14 protein-coding genes are annotated in these 14,654 nt (G+C 61.2%); 3 read left to right on the top strand and 11 right to left on the bottom strand.

Annotation, left to right across the window (positions count from 1 at the left end):
* Window positions 1-75: 75 nt before the first annotated feature.
* On the bottom strand, window positions 76-1,290 hold the full coding sequence (locus ACTJK9_RS03040; RefSeq protein ID WP_221397590.1) for an MFS transporter: 1,215 nt from the start codon (window positions 1,288-1,290) through the stop codon (window positions 76-78).
* A gap of 181 nt (window positions 1,291-1,471) precedes the next feature.
* On the opposite strand from ACTJK9_RS03040, the gene ACTJK9_RS03045 reads away from it, so the two are divergent.
* Complete coding sequence (locus ACTJK9_RS03045) at window positions 1,472-1,840, top strand: DUF427 domain-containing protein (RefSeq protein ID WP_085610637.1); 369 nt, start codon at window positions 1,472-1,474, stop codon at window positions 1,838-1,840.
* Between the two features lie 49 nt (window positions 1,841-1,889).
* On the opposite strand, the gene ACTJK9_RS03050 is transcribed toward ACTJK9_RS03045, so the two are convergent.
* Both ACTJK9_RS03050 and ACTJK9_RS03055 read right to left on the bottom strand, forming a co-directional pair.
* Window positions 1,890-3,512, bottom strand: coding sequence for an MFS transporter (locus ACTJK9_RS03050; RefSeq protein ID WP_440812024.1), 1,623 nt, complete (start codon window positions 3,510-3,512; stop codon window positions 1,890-1,892).
* A gap of 81 nt (window positions 3,513-3,593) precedes the next feature.
* Complete coding sequence (locus tag ACTJK9_RS03055) at window positions 3,594-5,243, bottom strand: GMC family oxidoreductase (RefSeq protein WP_440812027.1); 1,650 nt, start codon at window positions 5,241-5,243, stop codon at window positions 3,594-3,596.
* A 133-nt stretch (window positions 5,244-5,376) separates the two neighbouring features.
* Here ACTJK9_RS03055 and ACTJK9_RS03060 point away from each other — a divergent pair, with 133 nt between their 5' ends.
* The gene (locus tag ACTJK9_RS03060; protein WP_085610634.1) at window positions 5,377-6,264 is read left to right on the top strand and encodes a LysR family transcriptional regulator; all 888 of its coding nucleotides are present in this window, start codon (window positions 5,377-5,379) and stop codon (window positions 6,262-6,264) included.
* 18 nt (window positions 6,265-6,282) lie between these two features.
* On the opposite strand, the gene ACTJK9_RS03065 is transcribed toward ACTJK9_RS03060, so the two are convergent.
* Entirely contained in the window at window positions 6,283-6,639 is a 357-nt protein-coding gene (locus ACTJK9_RS03065; protein ID WP_440812404.1) for a carbohydrate-binding module family 20 domain-containing protein, read from the bottom strand.
* 297 nt (window positions 6,640-6,936) lie between these two features.
* On the opposite strand from ACTJK9_RS03065, the gene ACTJK9_RS03070 reads away from it, so the two are divergent.
* Window positions 6,937-8,199: an MFS transporter gene (locus ACTJK9_RS03070; protein ID WP_440812030.1), complete on the top strand. Its 1,263-nt coding sequence runs from the start codon at window positions 6,937-6,939 to the stop codon at window positions 8,197-8,199.
* A gap of 21 nt (window positions 8,200-8,220) precedes the next feature.
* On the opposite strand, the gene ACTJK9_RS03075 is transcribed toward ACTJK9_RS03070, so the two are convergent.
* The 7 genes from ACTJK9_RS03075 to ACTJK9_RS03105 are packed head-to-tail and all read right to left on the bottom strand — an operon-like array spanning window position 8,221 to window position 14,515.
* Window positions 8,221-9,588 carry an ATP-binding protein gene (locus ACTJK9_RS03075; RefSeq protein ID WP_440812032.1) on the bottom strand — a complete coding sequence of 456 codons (1,368 nt, stop codon included), beginning with the start codon at window positions 9,586-9,588 and terminating at the stop codon, window positions 8,221-8,223.
* Window positions 9,585-10,247, bottom strand: coding sequence for a response regulator (locus ACTJK9_RS03080; protein ID WP_064597443.1), 663 nt, complete (start codon window positions 10,245-10,247; stop codon window positions 9,585-9,587). Before ACTJK9_RS03080 ends, ACTJK9_RS03075 begins: the two co-directional genes overlap by 4 nt.
* An 11-nt stretch (window positions 10,248-10,258) precedes the next feature.
* Window positions 10,259-10,903, bottom strand: coding sequence for a tetratricopeptide repeat protein (locus ACTJK9_RS03085; protein WP_440812035.1), 645 nt, complete (start codon window positions 10,901-10,903; stop codon window positions 10,259-10,261).
* On the bottom strand, window positions 10,900-11,709 hold the full coding sequence (locus ACTJK9_RS03090) for an SDR family oxidoreductase (RefSeq protein ID WP_440812037.1): 810 nt from the start codon (window positions 11,707-11,709) through the stop codon (window positions 10,900-10,902). Before ACTJK9_RS03090 ends, ACTJK9_RS03085 begins: the two co-directional genes overlap by 4 nt.
* Complete coding sequence (locus ACTJK9_RS03095) at window positions 11,696-12,370, bottom strand: TenA family transcriptional regulator (protein WP_440812039.1); 675 nt, start codon at window positions 12,368-12,370, stop codon at window positions 11,696-11,698. The genes ACTJK9_RS03090 and ACTJK9_RS03095 overlap by 14 nt, the downstream gene beginning before the upstream one ends.
* Window positions 12,367-13,848 (bottom strand): AMP-binding protein, encoded by a 1,482-nt coding sequence (locus ACTJK9_RS03100; RefSeq protein ID WP_221397583.1) that lies wholly within the window; start codon window positions 13,846-13,848, stop codon window positions 12,367-12,369. Before ACTJK9_RS03100 ends, ACTJK9_RS03095 begins: the two co-directional genes overlap by 4 nt.
* A complete protein-coding gene (locus ACTJK9_RS03105; protein WP_440812041.1) occupies window positions 13,838-14,515 on the bottom strand; it encodes a thermostable hemolysin in 678 nt (225 codons plus the stop codon). Before ACTJK9_RS03105 ends, ACTJK9_RS03100 begins: the two co-directional genes overlap by 11 nt.
* Window positions 14,516-14,654 lie beyond the last annotated feature (139 nt).

Here is a 14,654-nt window from a genome sequence, read left to right on the forward strand (position 1 = left end):
AAACGAAAAAACCGCAGTCCTTCGCAGGCTGCGGTTTTTTTGTTTTTGGACATCGCTCTAAGACAGTGAAATCCGTTACTGCTCGGTCTCGAGGATCGACGTGGCGTGGGCATTACGTACTCGGGCAAACCACCCGAAAGCCGCCACGCCCAGCAGCGTCGCCAGCACGGCCAGAATCAGAATCACACGTTGCGTCCCCAATGGCGCAGCAAGCAGTGCGACCAGCAGACCGGCCAGCGGTTGCGACAAGTTGTTGAGCAGGGTGACCACGCCCACGGTCTTGCCGAAGTCCTGAGGTGGAATGACTCGCTGGCGAATGCTGCGCATGTAGACGTTGAACATTTTGTCGAAGCCGACGATCAGCAGGAAACCCAGCACATAACCCGCCAGGTTCGGGCTCAGGGCACTGATGAAGGCGCCGGCGGCGAGCATCGAACAGGCAACCCCACCCAGTACGCGCAACGGCAATACCACCCGGGCGAGGAAAAACAGAATCACGATGGTGGTCACCGCGCCAACCGCTTGCAGCATGGCGTAGTCGTCCTTGCCGGCGCTGTATTGACCCAGCACCATGGCCGCCGAAGTGGCCAGGGTGACCCCGACAATCAGGTTGACCCCCACTGCCAGTGTGATGATCTTTTTCAGCTCCGCCCGTTCGCGGATATGCCTGAAAGCGATGCGCAGAGGCTGCAGCCAGATGTCCTGATGCTGCTCGAACACCTCCAGGGTGATACGGCTGAAACGTTGCCACACCCGCATGCTCAGGTCGGCGAGCAGGAACAGCCCGGCCACCCACAGCACCACCCAGTACCAGGCCGAAACTTCCAGCAGCAATGCCGCCACCAAAGGCCCCAGAACCAGTCCGGTCTGGTCGGCTATCTGCGAGTAGGACAGGGTTTTGGTGTAGCTGTAGTGTTGGAAAATACGCGGCATCAGCACTTCGCGGGCCATGATGCCCTGAGTCGTCAGCACGCCGCATAGCGCCGACAGCACCACCAGCCACGCGATACCGCCGAAGACGGCATAAAGCCCTACTGCCAGCACGCAAAGCAGAGCACGGTAGACCTGACTGATGTGCAGGATCCTGATGGGCGAGAACTTGTCGCACAGGGCTCCGCATAGCGGAAACGCGAGAAAACGCGGCAGCGACTCGACGAAGAATGCAAGCCCCGCCCAGGACGCGCTGTTGGTAGTCTGGAACACCACAAGCGGCACGATGAACAACAGGATCTGATCCGCCAGCCGTGACAGGAACAGCGAGATGAAAAAAGCCAGGTAATCCTTGCGCATGATGACTCCTGTCGGTGGGCGTCTTGGTCGTTTTGCGCGTGATATGAAAACAGAAACCGCCGCCTTCGCAAGCGACGGTTGTTACTGATCGGAGAAAAAACCGTTCGGCTGCGGATCCGACGAGATTCCCCCACATGGGTTATACCTGAACCGGTGCCTTCGCCGCCGTCAGGAGAAACCGATGAAAAGTTCCGGTCCCAGTCCCGTCATCACCGTTGCCGAGCAGCCTGGCTGCCTGCTGGTAAAATTCCACGGCATACAGGTCGCCGCCTCGGCCCGAGCCCTGGTGCTGCTCGAAGCCAATTACCCGCCGGTCTACTACATCCCGCGTGAAGACATCGACGAAACATACTTCGCCCGCACCGACCACACCACCTACTGCCCGTACAAGGGCGATGCCAACTATTTCAGTCTGCAAGTGCCGGGGCACGAAGGGGCGAACGCGGTATGGACGTACGAAAATCCAAAGATTTCGGTCAGCCAGATCAAGGACTACGTGGCGTTTTATCCCGATCAGGTGAAGTTTGAGTTGTTGGAGGCGGAGGTTTGAAATTCCGCAGGGTGGCGAGGGCATTGCGCCCCCGCCACACGAATATCAATCAGTTCTTGTCCAGATCGATATTCTTCGTCTCACGCAGACAGATCATCCCCACCACCAGGCTCACCCCGGTAATCAGCACCGGGTACCACAACCCGTAGAAAATATCCCCGGTGTACACCACCAGCGCAAACGACACGGTCGGCAGGAAACCGCCGAACCAGCCGTTACCGATGTGGTACGGCAGGGACATCGAGGTGTAGCGGATGCGGGTCGGGAACAGTTCGACCATCAGCGCGGCGAGCGGGCCGTAGCACATGGCCGAGATGATGATCAGGCCGACGATCAGGGCCACGATCATCGGTTTGTTGATTTGCTGCATATCAGCCTGTTGCGGATAGCCGGCGAGGGTGATCGCGCCGCGCAGAGCCGCCTCGTCGAAGCCGTCGAGTTTCACATCGCCGACGCTCACTTGCACCGTGCTGCCCGCCGGCGCGGCGACGCTGGAGTAGGGCAGGCCTTGCTTGACCAGGAAGGTCTTGACCTTGTCGCACGGGCTGTCGAATTTGGCCTTGCCCACCGGATCGAACTGGAAGGTGCAGGTCGCCGGGTCGGCCACCACGGTGATCGGTGCCTGTCGGCTGGCGTGGTCGATGGCCGGGTTGGCGTAGTGGGCCAGGGATTTGAAGATCGGGAAGTACAGCGCGGTGGCCAGCAGCAAGCCAAGCATCAGCACCGGTTTGCGCCCGACCTTGTCCGACAGCCAGCCGAAAATGATGAAGAACGGCGCGCCGATCACCACGCTGATGATCAGCAGACTGTTGGCCACCGCCGGGTCCATTTTCAGGAACTGGGTGAGGAAGAACAGCACGTAAAACTGCGCCGCGTAGAAGGTCACCGCTTGCCCGGCGTTGATGCTGAACAGGGCGATCAGCACGACTTTGAGGTTTTCCCATTTGCCGAAGGACTCGCGGATCGGCGCCTTGCTGGCCTTGCCTTCTTCTTTCATTTTCAGATAGGCCGGCGATTCGTGCAGACTCAGGCGAATCCAGGTGGAAATACCCAGCAGCACGATCGACAACAGGAACGGAATACGCCAGCCCCAGACTTCGAATTGATCGCCGGTGAAGTAGCGGCAACCGAGCACCACCAGCAGCGACAGCAGCAGACCAAGGGTCGCGGTGGATTGAATCCAGCTGGTGTGGAACCCGCGCTTGCCGATTGGCGCGTGTTCGGCCACGTAAGTCGCGGCGCCGCCGTATTCGCCGCCGAGGGCCAGGCCCTGCAGCATGCGCAGTATCAGCAGAATGATCGGTGCGGCGATGCCGATGCTGGCGTAGGTCGGCAGCAGGCCCACGGCGAACGTCGCCACGCCCATCAGGATGATGGTTGCGAGGAAGGTGTATTTGCGCCCGATCATGTCCCCCAACCGACCAAACACCAGCGCCCCGAACGGCCGCACGATGAAGCCGGCGGCGAATGCCATCAGCGCAAAGATGAACGCCGTGGTGTCGTTGACCCCGGCGAAAAACTGCTTGCTGATGACCGCCGCCAGGGCGCCGTAGAGGAAGAAGTCATACCACTCGAACACCGTCCCCAGGGACGAGGCGAAGATGACCTTTCGGGTATCGGGGCTGGCGTCCGCGCTGCGCACGGCGTCCAGAGGCTGAACGTGTTCTGACATATCGGTATCCCTCACAGTGATTGTTTTTGTTGTTTCCACTGTCGGCGCCGACCTTGTGGGCGGGTGCCGCTGTTCCTTTGGTCAAGAGAGTGCGGTCAGTGCTTTTTCTTCGGCGGGAAAACTCCGGGCGGTTGGGTTGAGAATCAGCTGTGCCGCTTTTTCAGCAATCATCAGCGTAGGCGAACAGGTGTTGCCCGAGGTAATGCGCGGCATGATCGACGCATCGGCAATCCGCAGCCCCGGCACGCCATGCACGCGCAACTGCGCATCGACCACGGCGTCCGCGTCGTTGCCCATGCGGCAGGTGCCGACCGGATGGAAAATCGTCGTGCCGATCTTCGCCGCCGCTTCGTGCAGTTGTTCTTCGGTTTGCAGGCTGGCGCCTGGCAGATATTCCACCGGGTTGAAGGCTTGCAAGGCGGGAGCGCTGACGATGCGCCGGGTCAGGCGAATCGCGTCGGCGGCCACACGCAGGTCTTCGGGATGGCTGAGGTAATTGGGCTGGATCAGCGGCGCGGTTTGCGGATCGGCTGAGCGAATCTCGACCCGGCCCCGGCTCTGCGGCCGTAAATCACACACCGACGCGGTGAATGCGGGGAAGCTGTGCAGCGGCTCGCCAAAACGCTCCAGCGACAGCGGCTGCACGTGATATTCGAGGTTGGCCGAGGTCTGTTCCGGCCCCGAGCGGGCAAACGCACCCAGCTGACTCGGTGCCATCGACAACGGCCCGCTGCGGTCGTACAGGTAACGCAGGCCCATGCCCATCTTGCCCCACATGCTGCCGGCAATCTGGTTGAGGGTGCGGGCGTTTTCCAGTTGGTAGATAAGCCGCAGTTGCAGGTGGTCCTGCAGGTTGCCGCCGACGCCCGGCAATTCATGCACCACGCCGATCCCGAGCTTTTCCAGCAGCGGACGCGGGCCGATTCCGGAGCGTTGCAGAATGCTCGGCGAGCCCACGGAGCCGGCGCACAACACGATCTCCTTGCGCGCCTTGAAGTTCTTTTGTTGACCCTGCCAACGGGCGCTGACTTTCGAAGCGCGACCGTTTTCGAACAAAACGCGATCCACTTCGACTTCAGTCAGCACGGTGAGATTGGCCCGATCGCGAATCGGCTTCAGAAACGCCTTCGCCGCATTCCAGCGCACCCCGGCCTTCTGATTGACCTGAAAGTAGCCGCAACCCTCGTTGTCGCCCTGGTTGAAGTCGTCGATGCTGGCGATGCCGCTCTGTTCGGCAGCGCTGCGGAAGGCATCGAGAATCGGCCACGACAGGCGCTGGCGTTCGACTCGCCATTCACCCTTGTCGCCATGAAAGTCCGCCGCACCAGCAAAATGGTTTTCGCTCTGTTTGAACAGCGGTAGCACATCGTTCCAGGCCCAGCCCGGATTGCCTTCGGCGGCCCAGCCGTCATAGTCGTTGGCTTGGCCACGCATGTAGATCATGCCGTTGATCGACGAACAGCCGCCCAGCACTTTGCCGCGCGGATAACTCAGCGCGCGGCCATTGAGGCCCGGTTGTTCTTCGGTCTTGAAGCACCAGTCGGTGCGCGGGTTGCCGATGCAGAACAGGTAACCCACGGGAATGTGAATCCACGGGTAGTTGTCGCGCCCGCCAGCCTCCAGCAACAGCACGCGCTGCTGTGGATCGGCCGACAGCCGATTGGCCAGCAAACACCCGGCCGGCCCGGCGCCGACCACGATGTAGTCGAATTCATCAAGGGACGTCTGCATTCCCTGACCTCGCTTATTGTTTTTGTTGTCGGTCATCCTAGTTGTTAGCTTTCGTCAAAAGAATGTTAGTTTTTGCGCAGCCGCTGTGCGTTTTCAAACAGCGCTTTATGACGATAGCCGACAAGGACAAGCCATGTTCGACTGGAACGACCTGCGGTTCTTTCTCGAGTTGCAGCGCAGCGGCCGACTGCTCACCGCCGCCCGCCGCCTGAACACCACGCACGCCACCGTCGCCCGACATATCGAAGCCATCGAAAAAAGCCTTGGCACCGCGTTGTTCGTCCAGCATGCCCAAGGCTACGAAATGACCCCGGCGGGAGAGGCGCTACTCAAACATGCCGAAGCCATGGAGAACGTCGCGCTCCTGGCTCAGGAAGAAATCACCCAGTCCACGGCGCCGCTGGGCAAGATTCGCGTCGGAGTGACAGAAGGGCTGGGCATCATGTTTCTCGCCAGCCGCATGATCGGGTTGTTCGAACGCTATCCGGGGCTGGAAGTGGAACTGGTGGCGGTGCCGCGCTTCGTCAGCATCCTCAATCGCGAGGCGGAAATCAGCATTCACCTGGAGCGGCCGGCGGCGGACATGCTGGTCACCCGCAAACTCACCGATTACCGGCTCGCGCTCTATGCCAGCCGCGCCTATCTCGACAATGCGCCGCCGCTGCGCAGTCGCGAAGATCTCGGACGGCACGCGTGGATCGGCTACGTCGATGATCTGCTGTTCAGTCAGGAACTGATGTTTCTCAACAGCTTCTGTCGCAACCCACGGGTGGTGTTTCACAGCACCAGCGTGATCGCGCAGCAGCAGGCGGCGCGCTCAGGTCTCGGCATTGCCGTTCTTCCTTGTTACATGGCGGCTTCGGACCCGGATCTGGTGCCGCTGTTGCCCGATGAGAGCATCGAACGCAGCTACTGGATCAGCACGCGGCGCGAGTTGCACAAGTCGGTACGGTTGCGGGTGGTTTGGGATTATGTCGTGGGGTTGTGTGAGGCGGAGCAGGGGTTGTTGCTCAACCCCTGAGATCAAAAAAACGATGCGTCAGAACGTGCCAATGCTTTTCGGTGTAGGGCTCCACGCCGTCGTCACCTGGTTATTGGCGCCGGCTTGCCACTGTTTTACGTCGGATGGATTCGTCTCACTGCGGATGATGCATTTCCATTCCACGGAGGTCTTTTCAGTTAAAAGGGTGAACTTGGTCTGACCGGTCCATGTCGGGTAGGCAGAGGGGGTCAGTTTCACTGCCTTGGTCACATCCCAACTGCCGATTTCCGGGAGGTTGCCGACGACGTAGACGCTGTAGCCCGGCGTTGTCACACCGTTGTTGCACTCAAAGTCCACAGGTGGAAAATAGGTAAACGTGACGGCGCTTTGAGCATGGCTGATCAAGCTCAGCATCGCCAACAAGAGAACACCTTGTGGCACAAAATGACGAATCCGGAATATGTTGGACGCCTCGATTTACAGTCGTAGGCCAGCGTAAACCTGGCCAAACGGCAAGTAACCTGACAGAACTGACAGTTCTTTAGAGCACTTGGCGATAGTGTCGTCGGTTACTCGTCAATTCATCTGCAATGCGCTGCCTTTGGGGCAAGTTCGCCCCCCCTTCCATGCAACTAAAATCACCGCCAATGGGTCATTCGATTTGCGGAGGTTGAGTCATTTCGCAGAACCTCGACAACGAAGACGTTTCCCGTGGCCACTCACCTCGATCGCCGCAATAACCTGTCCCTCGACAGCCTGAATTTCTTCCTCGCCGACGTGCGTGACGGGCTCGGTCCTTATCTGGCGATTTACCTGCTGGCGGTTCACCACTGGGAGCCGGCGAGTATTGGTCTGGTCATGACCCTTGCCGGGATCGCCGCGCTCATCACGCAGACCCCGGCAGGTGCGCTGGTCGACAGCACGCGCTTCAAACGGTCGCTGATTGCGATTGCCGCGCTGGTGGTCACCGCAAGCTGTCTGCTGCTGCCGTTTGTGACGTCGTTCAGCCTGGTGGCGGTGACGCAAGCCATCAGTGCCGTCGCCGCTTCGATTTTCGCGCCGGCCATTTGCGCGATCACCCTCGGGATCACCGGGCCTCGCGCCTTCACGCGAAGGACCGGCCGCAACGAGACTTTCAACCACGCCGGCAACGCCTGCGCCGCGTTGTTGGCCGGTCTGTCGGCGTACCTGTTCGGTCCGGTTGCGGTGTTTTATTTGATGGCGGTCATGGCGCTGGCCAGTGTGGTTGCTGTCTCGTTCGTATCGGCCGACGCCATTGACCACGATCTCGCCCGAGGTCTTTCCCCCAGCGAAGCGGGGCAGGGCAAGCAGCCTTCGGGCTTTTCCGTGTTGCTCACCAACCGCCCGCTGCTGATGTTTGCGATTTGCTGCGCGCTGTTTCATCTGGCGAACGCGGCGATGTTGCCGCTGGTGAGTCAGAAGCTGGCGCAGGCCAATCTGCAGATGGCCACGCCGCTCACGTCTGCCTGCATCGTCGCGGCGCAACTGGTGATGGTGCCGGTCGCGCTGCTGGTGGGGGCGAAGGCCGATCTTTGGGGACGCAAGCCGTTGCTGCTGGCGGGGTTTCTAATTTTGCCGTTGCGCGGTGTGCTGTATGTGCTGTCGAACGATCCGTGGTGGCTGGTTTCGGTGCAGTTGCTCGATGGCATCGGCGCGGGGATTTTCGGCGCGCTGTTTCCGGTGGTGGTGAAAGATCTGACGTTGGGCACCGGGCATTTCAATGTCAGCCTCGGGGCGATTTCAACGGTGTTCGGTCTGGGTGCTGCATTGAGCAACAGTCTGGCGGGCATCGTGGTACAAGAGGCCGGTTACAGCGCCGGGTTTTTGACCTTGGCGGCCGTGGCGCTGGTAGCGCTGGTGCTGCTTTGGGTGGCGGTGCCCGAGACAGTGTCGGGTTCCAATGCCGACTCAATGGCACTGCAAAGCAAGGCGCCGCCGATGGTTACGCCTTGACTCAACGGTCCCAAGACCTGTTCAACCGGCGGGAATCGACAGCGTCGCCCGCAGGCCTCCCTCGACCCGGTTTTGCAGTGTGATCCGCCCACCCAGACGGGTGGCGATGGTATTGACGATGGTCAGCCCCAGGCCCGCGCCCTCGGGGTTGCCCCGGCTGTAGAACCGCTCGAACAATCGCGCCCGGTCCGTTTCATCGATACCGGGGCCCTGATCTTCAACGTCCAAATGGTAAAAACCGTCGACGCGGGTCAATTGCACGCTGATCACGCCTTGCTCCGGGGAGAAGTTGGCGGCGTTGGTGATGAGGTTGTTCAAGGCAATGTCGATGGTGGCAGCATCGGCGAACGCTGGAAAAGGTTGGTCGCTGACGTCAAAGGCCAGTTCCAGATGTTTGCTCAGCAACCATGGCGTGAGTTGCACCAGACTGTTGCGCACGGTGTCGCCAAGGTCGATGCGTTGGTTGGCAGGCGCACTGGCCTTGGGTTCGAGGCGGGCCATGGTCAGTAGCTGATTGACCAGTCGGCTGGTTCGATCCACCCCGGCGATCAGAAATTCGAGTGACTCGCGACGTTCCTGCTCGGTGCCAGCCTCCAGCAGGTTTTGCGCATGTACCCGCAGTACCGCCAGCGGCGTGCGCATTTCGTGGGCGGCGTCGGCGATGAACCGGCGTTCCCGACCGAGCACTTCCTGGATCTGCGCAAGCATGCGGTTGAGTGCGGCTTGCATCGGTTCCAGTTCGCTGGGCAGCGGCGTCAGTTGCAGCGGTTCGAGAGCGCCACTGTGGCGGGCGCGCAGGGTCCCCGCCATATTGGCCAGCGGCTTGAGCCCCCAGCCGATGGCCAGCCAGATCATCGCCGCCAGGATCAGACTGCCGATTACGTTCGGCCACAGGGTATGGCGGACGATCCGGTCAACCAGATCCGCTCGCACGTCGCCACGTTCACCCACCCAGATGCGCAAACCGTTCTGTTTGTCTTCCAGGACAAACGCCCGCCAGTGGCGCTTGTTCAGATCCTCCACGTCGCTGAAGCCTGGCTGGATCGGCGGCGTGCTGAAGGAGGGTGCACTGGCGGTGTGTACCAACACCTCGCCTTGGGGATTCCACACCTGAAAGGCGAGTTTTCGTTCGTAGGGGTGGCCATCGCCCCGAGGCACGGCTTCAGCCAGTGCCGAGTTGAAGGCCTGATACAGGTTCGTGTGTTCCGGCGCTGACAACGGCATGCGCATCACGCCTTGCAGCAGACGCGCGTTCTGCGCCAGTTGCGCGTCGTAGACCTCGGCGATTTCGTGGTTGCTGTCGTGCAGGTTGAACAGGCTGAGCATAGTCAGACCAGCGAGCATCAGGCCGATGATCAGGGTCAGGGTGCGGCGCCGGATCGAGGTCATCGGCGCTCCTCCACCAGATAACCCACGCCGCGAATGGTGCGGATCAGGTCGGTGGAGAATTTCTTGCGCAGGTGATGAATGTGCACTTCCAGGGTGTTGCTTTCGGCTTCTTCGTTCCAGCCGTAAAGCAGTTGTGTGAGGTGGTCGCGGGTCATGACCCGACCCGGCGGCGAGAGCAGTTCGTGCAGCAACTGATATTCCTTGGGCGTGAGCACCACCGGCTGCCCCAGATAGCTGACTTGCTGGGTGCCGGGGTTGAGACTGATGCCGGCGTGCTCGATCAGCATCTGCGCGCGTCCGGCACTGCGTCGCAGCAGGGCGCGCAGGCGGGCCTTGAGCTCGGCCAGGTCAAAGGGCTTGATCAGGTAATCGTCGGCGCCGGCGTCCAGCCCCGCAATGCGGTCTTCGGTGGCATCGCGGGCGGTGAGGATCAGCACCGGCAGGTTAGAACCAGTGCTACGCAGACGGCGTAGTACTTCCAGGCCGTCCATGCGTGGCAGGCCGAGATCGAGCACCGCCAGATCAAAGGTTTCGCTGAGCAGGGCGTGCAGGGCGCTGCTGCCGTCCTTGAGCCAGTCGACGGTGTAGCCCTCGCGCCCCAGCGCCTGATGAATGCCCTCGCCGAGGGCCACGTCATCCTCGATCAGTAGTAAACGCACACGGACTCCTGTCAGTCGAGTTTCTTGTTTACGTCCACCAGTAACGCGGCGATTTCTTTGCGGCGCCCGGCATCGGCACTTTCCCGGCCCGGGCGCGGAGCGGCTTGCAGGGCTTTTTGCAGCGCTGCCCTGGCTTCAGCGTAGCGTTTTTGACGGTAAAGATGATCGCCCCAGAAGTACAGACTGTCGATGCCGTCGGGGTTGAGTTGCAGGGCTTGTTTGAGCAGTTGTTCAGCCTTGTCGCTGTCACCAAAACCGATCGGCCAGCCCGGTACCCGGTCGTACAGCGCGGCGAGGCTAGTGTAGGCCGAACCTTGCAATGCCTTCGGATCGAGAGTCAGTGATTTTTCCAGATCGGCTTTGGCGTCCTTGGCTTTGCCCAGCGCCCCGAGCCCGCCCTCGGCACCGGCCCAACTGCTGGTGACGATGCCTTTCCAGATCCAGGCCTCGGCGACGGCCGGCCGTTCGGTGGCGAAGTGCGTTGCCTGGACGGCCAACTGTTCAAATGCAGCGGCCCGCTGTTTTTCCGGTGTTTCGTACTGGATGTGTGCCCAGCTCTGCTGGATGCTGTTGAGGCGTTGTTGATCGGCAGCGTCCAGCGCCCAGACACTTTGACTGAGGGCGCCCAGCAGCACACAGGCGAGAAGTTTTTTCATGGTTTCGGCGTCTCGTTCTCGGGTTTTTCACTCAGGCGGCGGATCAATGGCAATTGCTTGCGCAGACCGCGATCCACCAGATTGGGCAGCAGGCTGTTGAGGCGTACGAAGAAGCGCTCCGGCCAGCCCAGATAGAGGTCGCGGCGATCACCGGCAATCGCATGGATCACGGCGGCAGCGACGGCTTGCGGATCGTCGACGCTGGCTCTGAGTGCGTCGTTCAATGCCTGGGCGGCGGGGCTGTTCATGGCGGTGCGTGTGGCGCGGGGCGCCACGTACAACACACCGACCCGGGTATCCGCCAACTCTCGGCGCAAGGCCTCGGAAAATCCGCGCAAGGCAAACTTGGTTGCGCAATAACTGGCATAACCGGGATAGCCGATCGACCCGTAGGTCGAGCCAACGTTGACCACCATGGCACTGTCGGCCTGCTTGAGCAGCGGCAGCAACAGTTTGGTCAGGCAGATCGGCGCACCGATGTTCACCGCCAGCATGGCGTTGATGTCGCTGTCGTCGAGCTGTTCCAGCATTGCGAAATGATTGACCCCGGCGGCGTTGATCAGCAGGTTGATGCCGCCGATCGCCTCGGCGGCGGCCAGCACCTTGCGCCGGTCGCTGAGGAATGTCAGGTCGGCAGCGACCCAGCACAGGTTCTGTGGGTAAAGATCGAGCAACGGGCGCAGCGATTCCTGATGCCGCGCGACTGCCAGGACCTGCGCACCGGCAGCGCACAGGGCACGCGTGATCGCTATCCCGATGCCGCCGCTGGCACCGGTCAGCACCACACGGGCTTCATGCAGCTGCATGTTGAGCCTCCGTGTCACGGGGCAGGACGCGGAACATGTCGGTGTAGAGCCGATAGACGACTTTCGAGGCATGGATCACCGCCGCCTGGTCGGCCGGATCTTCCAGCTGATTCATCAGCCGGTGATAGGTTTGCATGTGCTCGATGTCCAGCGAACCATGGGAACTGAGGTAGCTGAACGCCGTTTCCGGCAGGGCCAGACGTTCGCGGATGCTGCCCGCCGCATGGGTGGCCAGGGCGATGCTGGTGCCCTCCAGCACGTTGACCATGCCAAACAGACCCACCGGATTGCCTCGGGCGATCAGATCGTAAAGAAAGCTGACCATCAGCTCGATCGGCAGCGACGGCTGGCCATCACGCACAGCGTTACGGTCACCGCCACAGGCCTCGATGTCGTTGAGCACCCATTGCTCGTGGCCGTATTCGTCCTCGATGTATTCGCACACAGCTTTGCGCAGCCATTCCAGATGCGTCGGCAGGCGCGCACCACAAGCCATCATCAGCGGTACGGTGTGGCGCACGTGGTAGTAGGCCTGGGCGAGAAACGCGCGATAGCTTTCAAGGCTGACCTTGCCTTGCAACGCATCGAGGATGATCGGCAAATTGAACAGCTCGTGGCGTTCCTGGTGCGTGGCTTCTTGCAAGGTGTCAAAAAAGCTCATGGTGCGGATTCCTCGGAAAAGGCGGATTCGGTAAGCACGGCGCGGTACTGCGCGACGATTGCCTCGCGGCGGGGGCGACCGTTGGCGGTGAGCAGGCCGTTGGTGGCCGTGAAAGGTTGTTCGAGGCGTGTCCAGTGATGCACCTGGGCGTAATCGGGCAAGGCCTCGTTGGCAGCGGCGACGGCGGCTTCCAGTTGTGCATCGGTGCAATCAGGGCGATGTGGCCAGAGCAGGGCGTGGTTGTGCGGCAAGGCCTCGCCATACACAAAGGCCTGGGCGATGTGCTGGCGCTGAGTCAGTTCGGACTCGACCCATTCCGGGTTGACGTTGCGTCCGAAACTGGTAACGAACTGATGCTTCTTGCGGCCCTTGAGGTAGAGAAAACCTTCCGGGTCGAACTCGCCCAGATCGCCGCTGGGCCACCATTCATCGCTGTACGTCGGCTCGCCAAGGTAACCGAGCAAGGTCGAGCCTTTGATCAACACCTCTCCGTCTTCGGCAAGGCGCACGTCGACATGGGGCAGGGGCCGCCCGACACTGCCCGGACGACGTGCGCCGGGTCGGTTGAGGCAGACCACCGAGGCGCACTCTGACAGGCCGTAACCTTCGTAGACCGGCAGGCCGATTCGTTGCGCGCGGTGCAGCAGATCCTCGGAAACCCGTGCGCCACCAACGGCGGCAAAACGCAGCGATTGCGGATCGAAGGCTTTCTGTTCGGCAGCGCTGACCAACAGCAAAAGCAATTGCGGCACCAGGATCAGACTCTCGGGCGCCCGGTGGGCCAGGCAGCCCAGCAAGCGCGGCAGGTCGACGCCGCTGGCGCCCTGGATGCCCAGGGTTTTCTGGCTCGGCACGCTCAGCGTTGCGCCGGCGTACAGGGCCGCGTAACAGCCAAGGTTTTCCAGCAGGATTGCCAGCGGCAGCAACGCCACGTGATGTTGAGGGGCTGTGGGTTTGCTGGCCTCTTCCAGCTCCCGAGCGACCCGCAGCAGACTGTAGGCGCTCAGGCACACGCCTTTCGGTGTGCCGGTTGTGCCGGAGGTAAACGTCAGTTTGGCGGTACCGGCGGGCAGGCGGTTCGGGCCTTCAAAGGCGCGGCACCAGAATTCACCGCGTTGTTCATAACCGGCAGCGAGCAATTCTGGCTCCAGCTCCGGTTCGGCGATCACTCGTTCGGCCTGGCTTTGTTCCAGACAATGGGCACGTTGTGCCGGACTGAAGAACGGCGGCAGGGTCACGCACGTCAAGCCTTCAAACAACGCCGCCAGATCCCAGAGTATGGCTTCGACGCCGTTGTCCAGCGCCAGGGCGATGACTGTCACCTGCTCATCGCGCAGGCGCTGCTGGCGGTACATCACCTCGGCGTACAGCGTCGTGTAACTGATTTTCAGCGTGTCGCCCCACAATGCCAAAGCGTTGTCATTGCGCCCTGCATGGCTGCGCAGGGTTTCCTGGAATCGTTGACGTTCAAGCGACATGGCAGGCTCCTTCGATAGACGTCGGCAATCCCAGCCGGCTGAACAGACCGATGTTGCGCAGATGGATGAAACCGGCGCGGATGTTGCCGACATGCACCCAGGGTTTGCTTTCGTAGTAACTGCCCCAGTGGTGACGGTCATCGCCCAGGCGTTCCGGGTCGGCGGCGCACAGCGTCACGGGTTTCAGACCCAGGCGATGGAAGCTGTTGACCAGCCCGATATTGCCGGTAAACGTCACCCACTCCAGACCGCCCATGGCCAGCAGGTAAGTGATGGCAATGATGCTCAGGCGCGCGCTGCCGGTGTCGTTGGCGGCAAGGTTGCCGACTTCGACAATCGCGCTGCGCTCCACCGGATGGTCTGCCGCCGCGCTGATCAACGGCTCGATCGGTTCATCCAGGTAACGTTCGAGAAAAAGTGGTTCAAGGTGCGCACGACGTACTCCGGCAACCGCGCAAAGGTCGCCGGAGTCGTTGTGCACACCAAACAGTTCGGGCATGAAATGGCGGATATCGGCGCCGTGGGCCTTGCGAAAACGTTGTTGAATAAACGCTTCGAACGCCGCTCGTTGAGCGTCGCCGGGTGGGGCGCTCGACAGTTGCATCTGCGGTGTTTCGCCTTGGCCGAAACGCAGGGGCAGGGGGATGTTCCAGTCAGAATCGGGCATGGGCTGAACGCCTCCCTCGATAGTTTGAGTGGAGTATCCGGACCATTTCTTAACGAAGTCTGAAGGTGAAAAAAGGTTAACGAACGACGGATCTTCAGATTGTCTTAAGACTGTCACGGCAGTGTGACGCCGTCGGGTC

Source organism: Pseudomonas sp. 22082 (genome assembly GCF_052046055.1).
Lineage (GTDB): Bacteria > Pseudomonadota > Gammaproteobacteria > Pseudomonadales > Pseudomonadaceae > Aquipseudomonas > Aquipseudomonas pharyngis.

Coding starts and splice junctions, on each gene's coding strand:
- ACTJK9_RS03055 (WP_440812027.1), bottom strand. CDS start 5,243: ATGCAGACGTCCCTTGATGAATTCGACTACATCGTGGTCGGCGCCGGG.
- ACTJK9_RS03100 (WP_221397583.1), bottom strand. CDS start 13,848: ATGTCGCTTGAACGTCAACGATTCCAGGAAACCCTGCGCAGCCATGCA.
- ACTJK9_RS03085 (WP_440812035.1), bottom strand. CDS start 10,903: ATGAAAAAACTTCTCGCCTGTGTGCTGCTGGGCGCCCTCAGTCAAAGT.
- ACTJK9_RS03095 (WP_440812039.1), bottom strand. CDS start 12,370: ATGAGCTTTTTTGACACCTTGCAAGAAGCCACGCACCAGGAACGCCAC.
- ACTJK9_RS03045 (WP_085610637.1), top strand. CDS start 1,472: ATGAAAAGTTCCGGTCCCAGTCCCGTCATCACCGTTGCCGAGCAGCCT.
- ACTJK9_RS03065 (WP_440812404.1), bottom strand. CDS start 6,639: ATGCTGAGCTTGATCAGCCATGCTCAAAGCGCCGTCACGTTTACCTAT.
- ACTJK9_RS03090 (WP_440812037.1), bottom strand. CDS start 11,709: ATGCAGCTGCATGAAGCCCGTGTGGTGCTGACCGGTGCCAGCGGCGGC.
- ACTJK9_RS03105 (WP_440812041.1), bottom strand. CDS start 14,515: ATGCCCGATTCTGACTGGAACATCCCCCTGCCCCTGCGTTTCGGCCAA.
- ACTJK9_RS03075 (WP_440812032.1), bottom strand. CDS start 9,588: ATGACCTCGATCCGGCGCCGCACCCTGACCCTGATCATCGGCCTGATG.
- ACTJK9_RS03040 (WP_221397590.1), bottom strand. CDS start 1,290: ATGCGCAAGGATTACCTGGCTTTTTTCATCTCGCTGTTCCTGTCACGG.
- ACTJK9_RS03050 (WP_440812024.1), bottom strand. CDS start 3,512: ATGTCAGAACACGTTCAGCCTCTGGACGCCGTGCGCAGCGCGGACGCC.
- ACTJK9_RS03060 (WP_085610634.1), top strand. CDS start 5,377: ATGTTCGACTGGAACGACCTGCGGTTCTTTCTCGAGTTGCAGCGCAGC.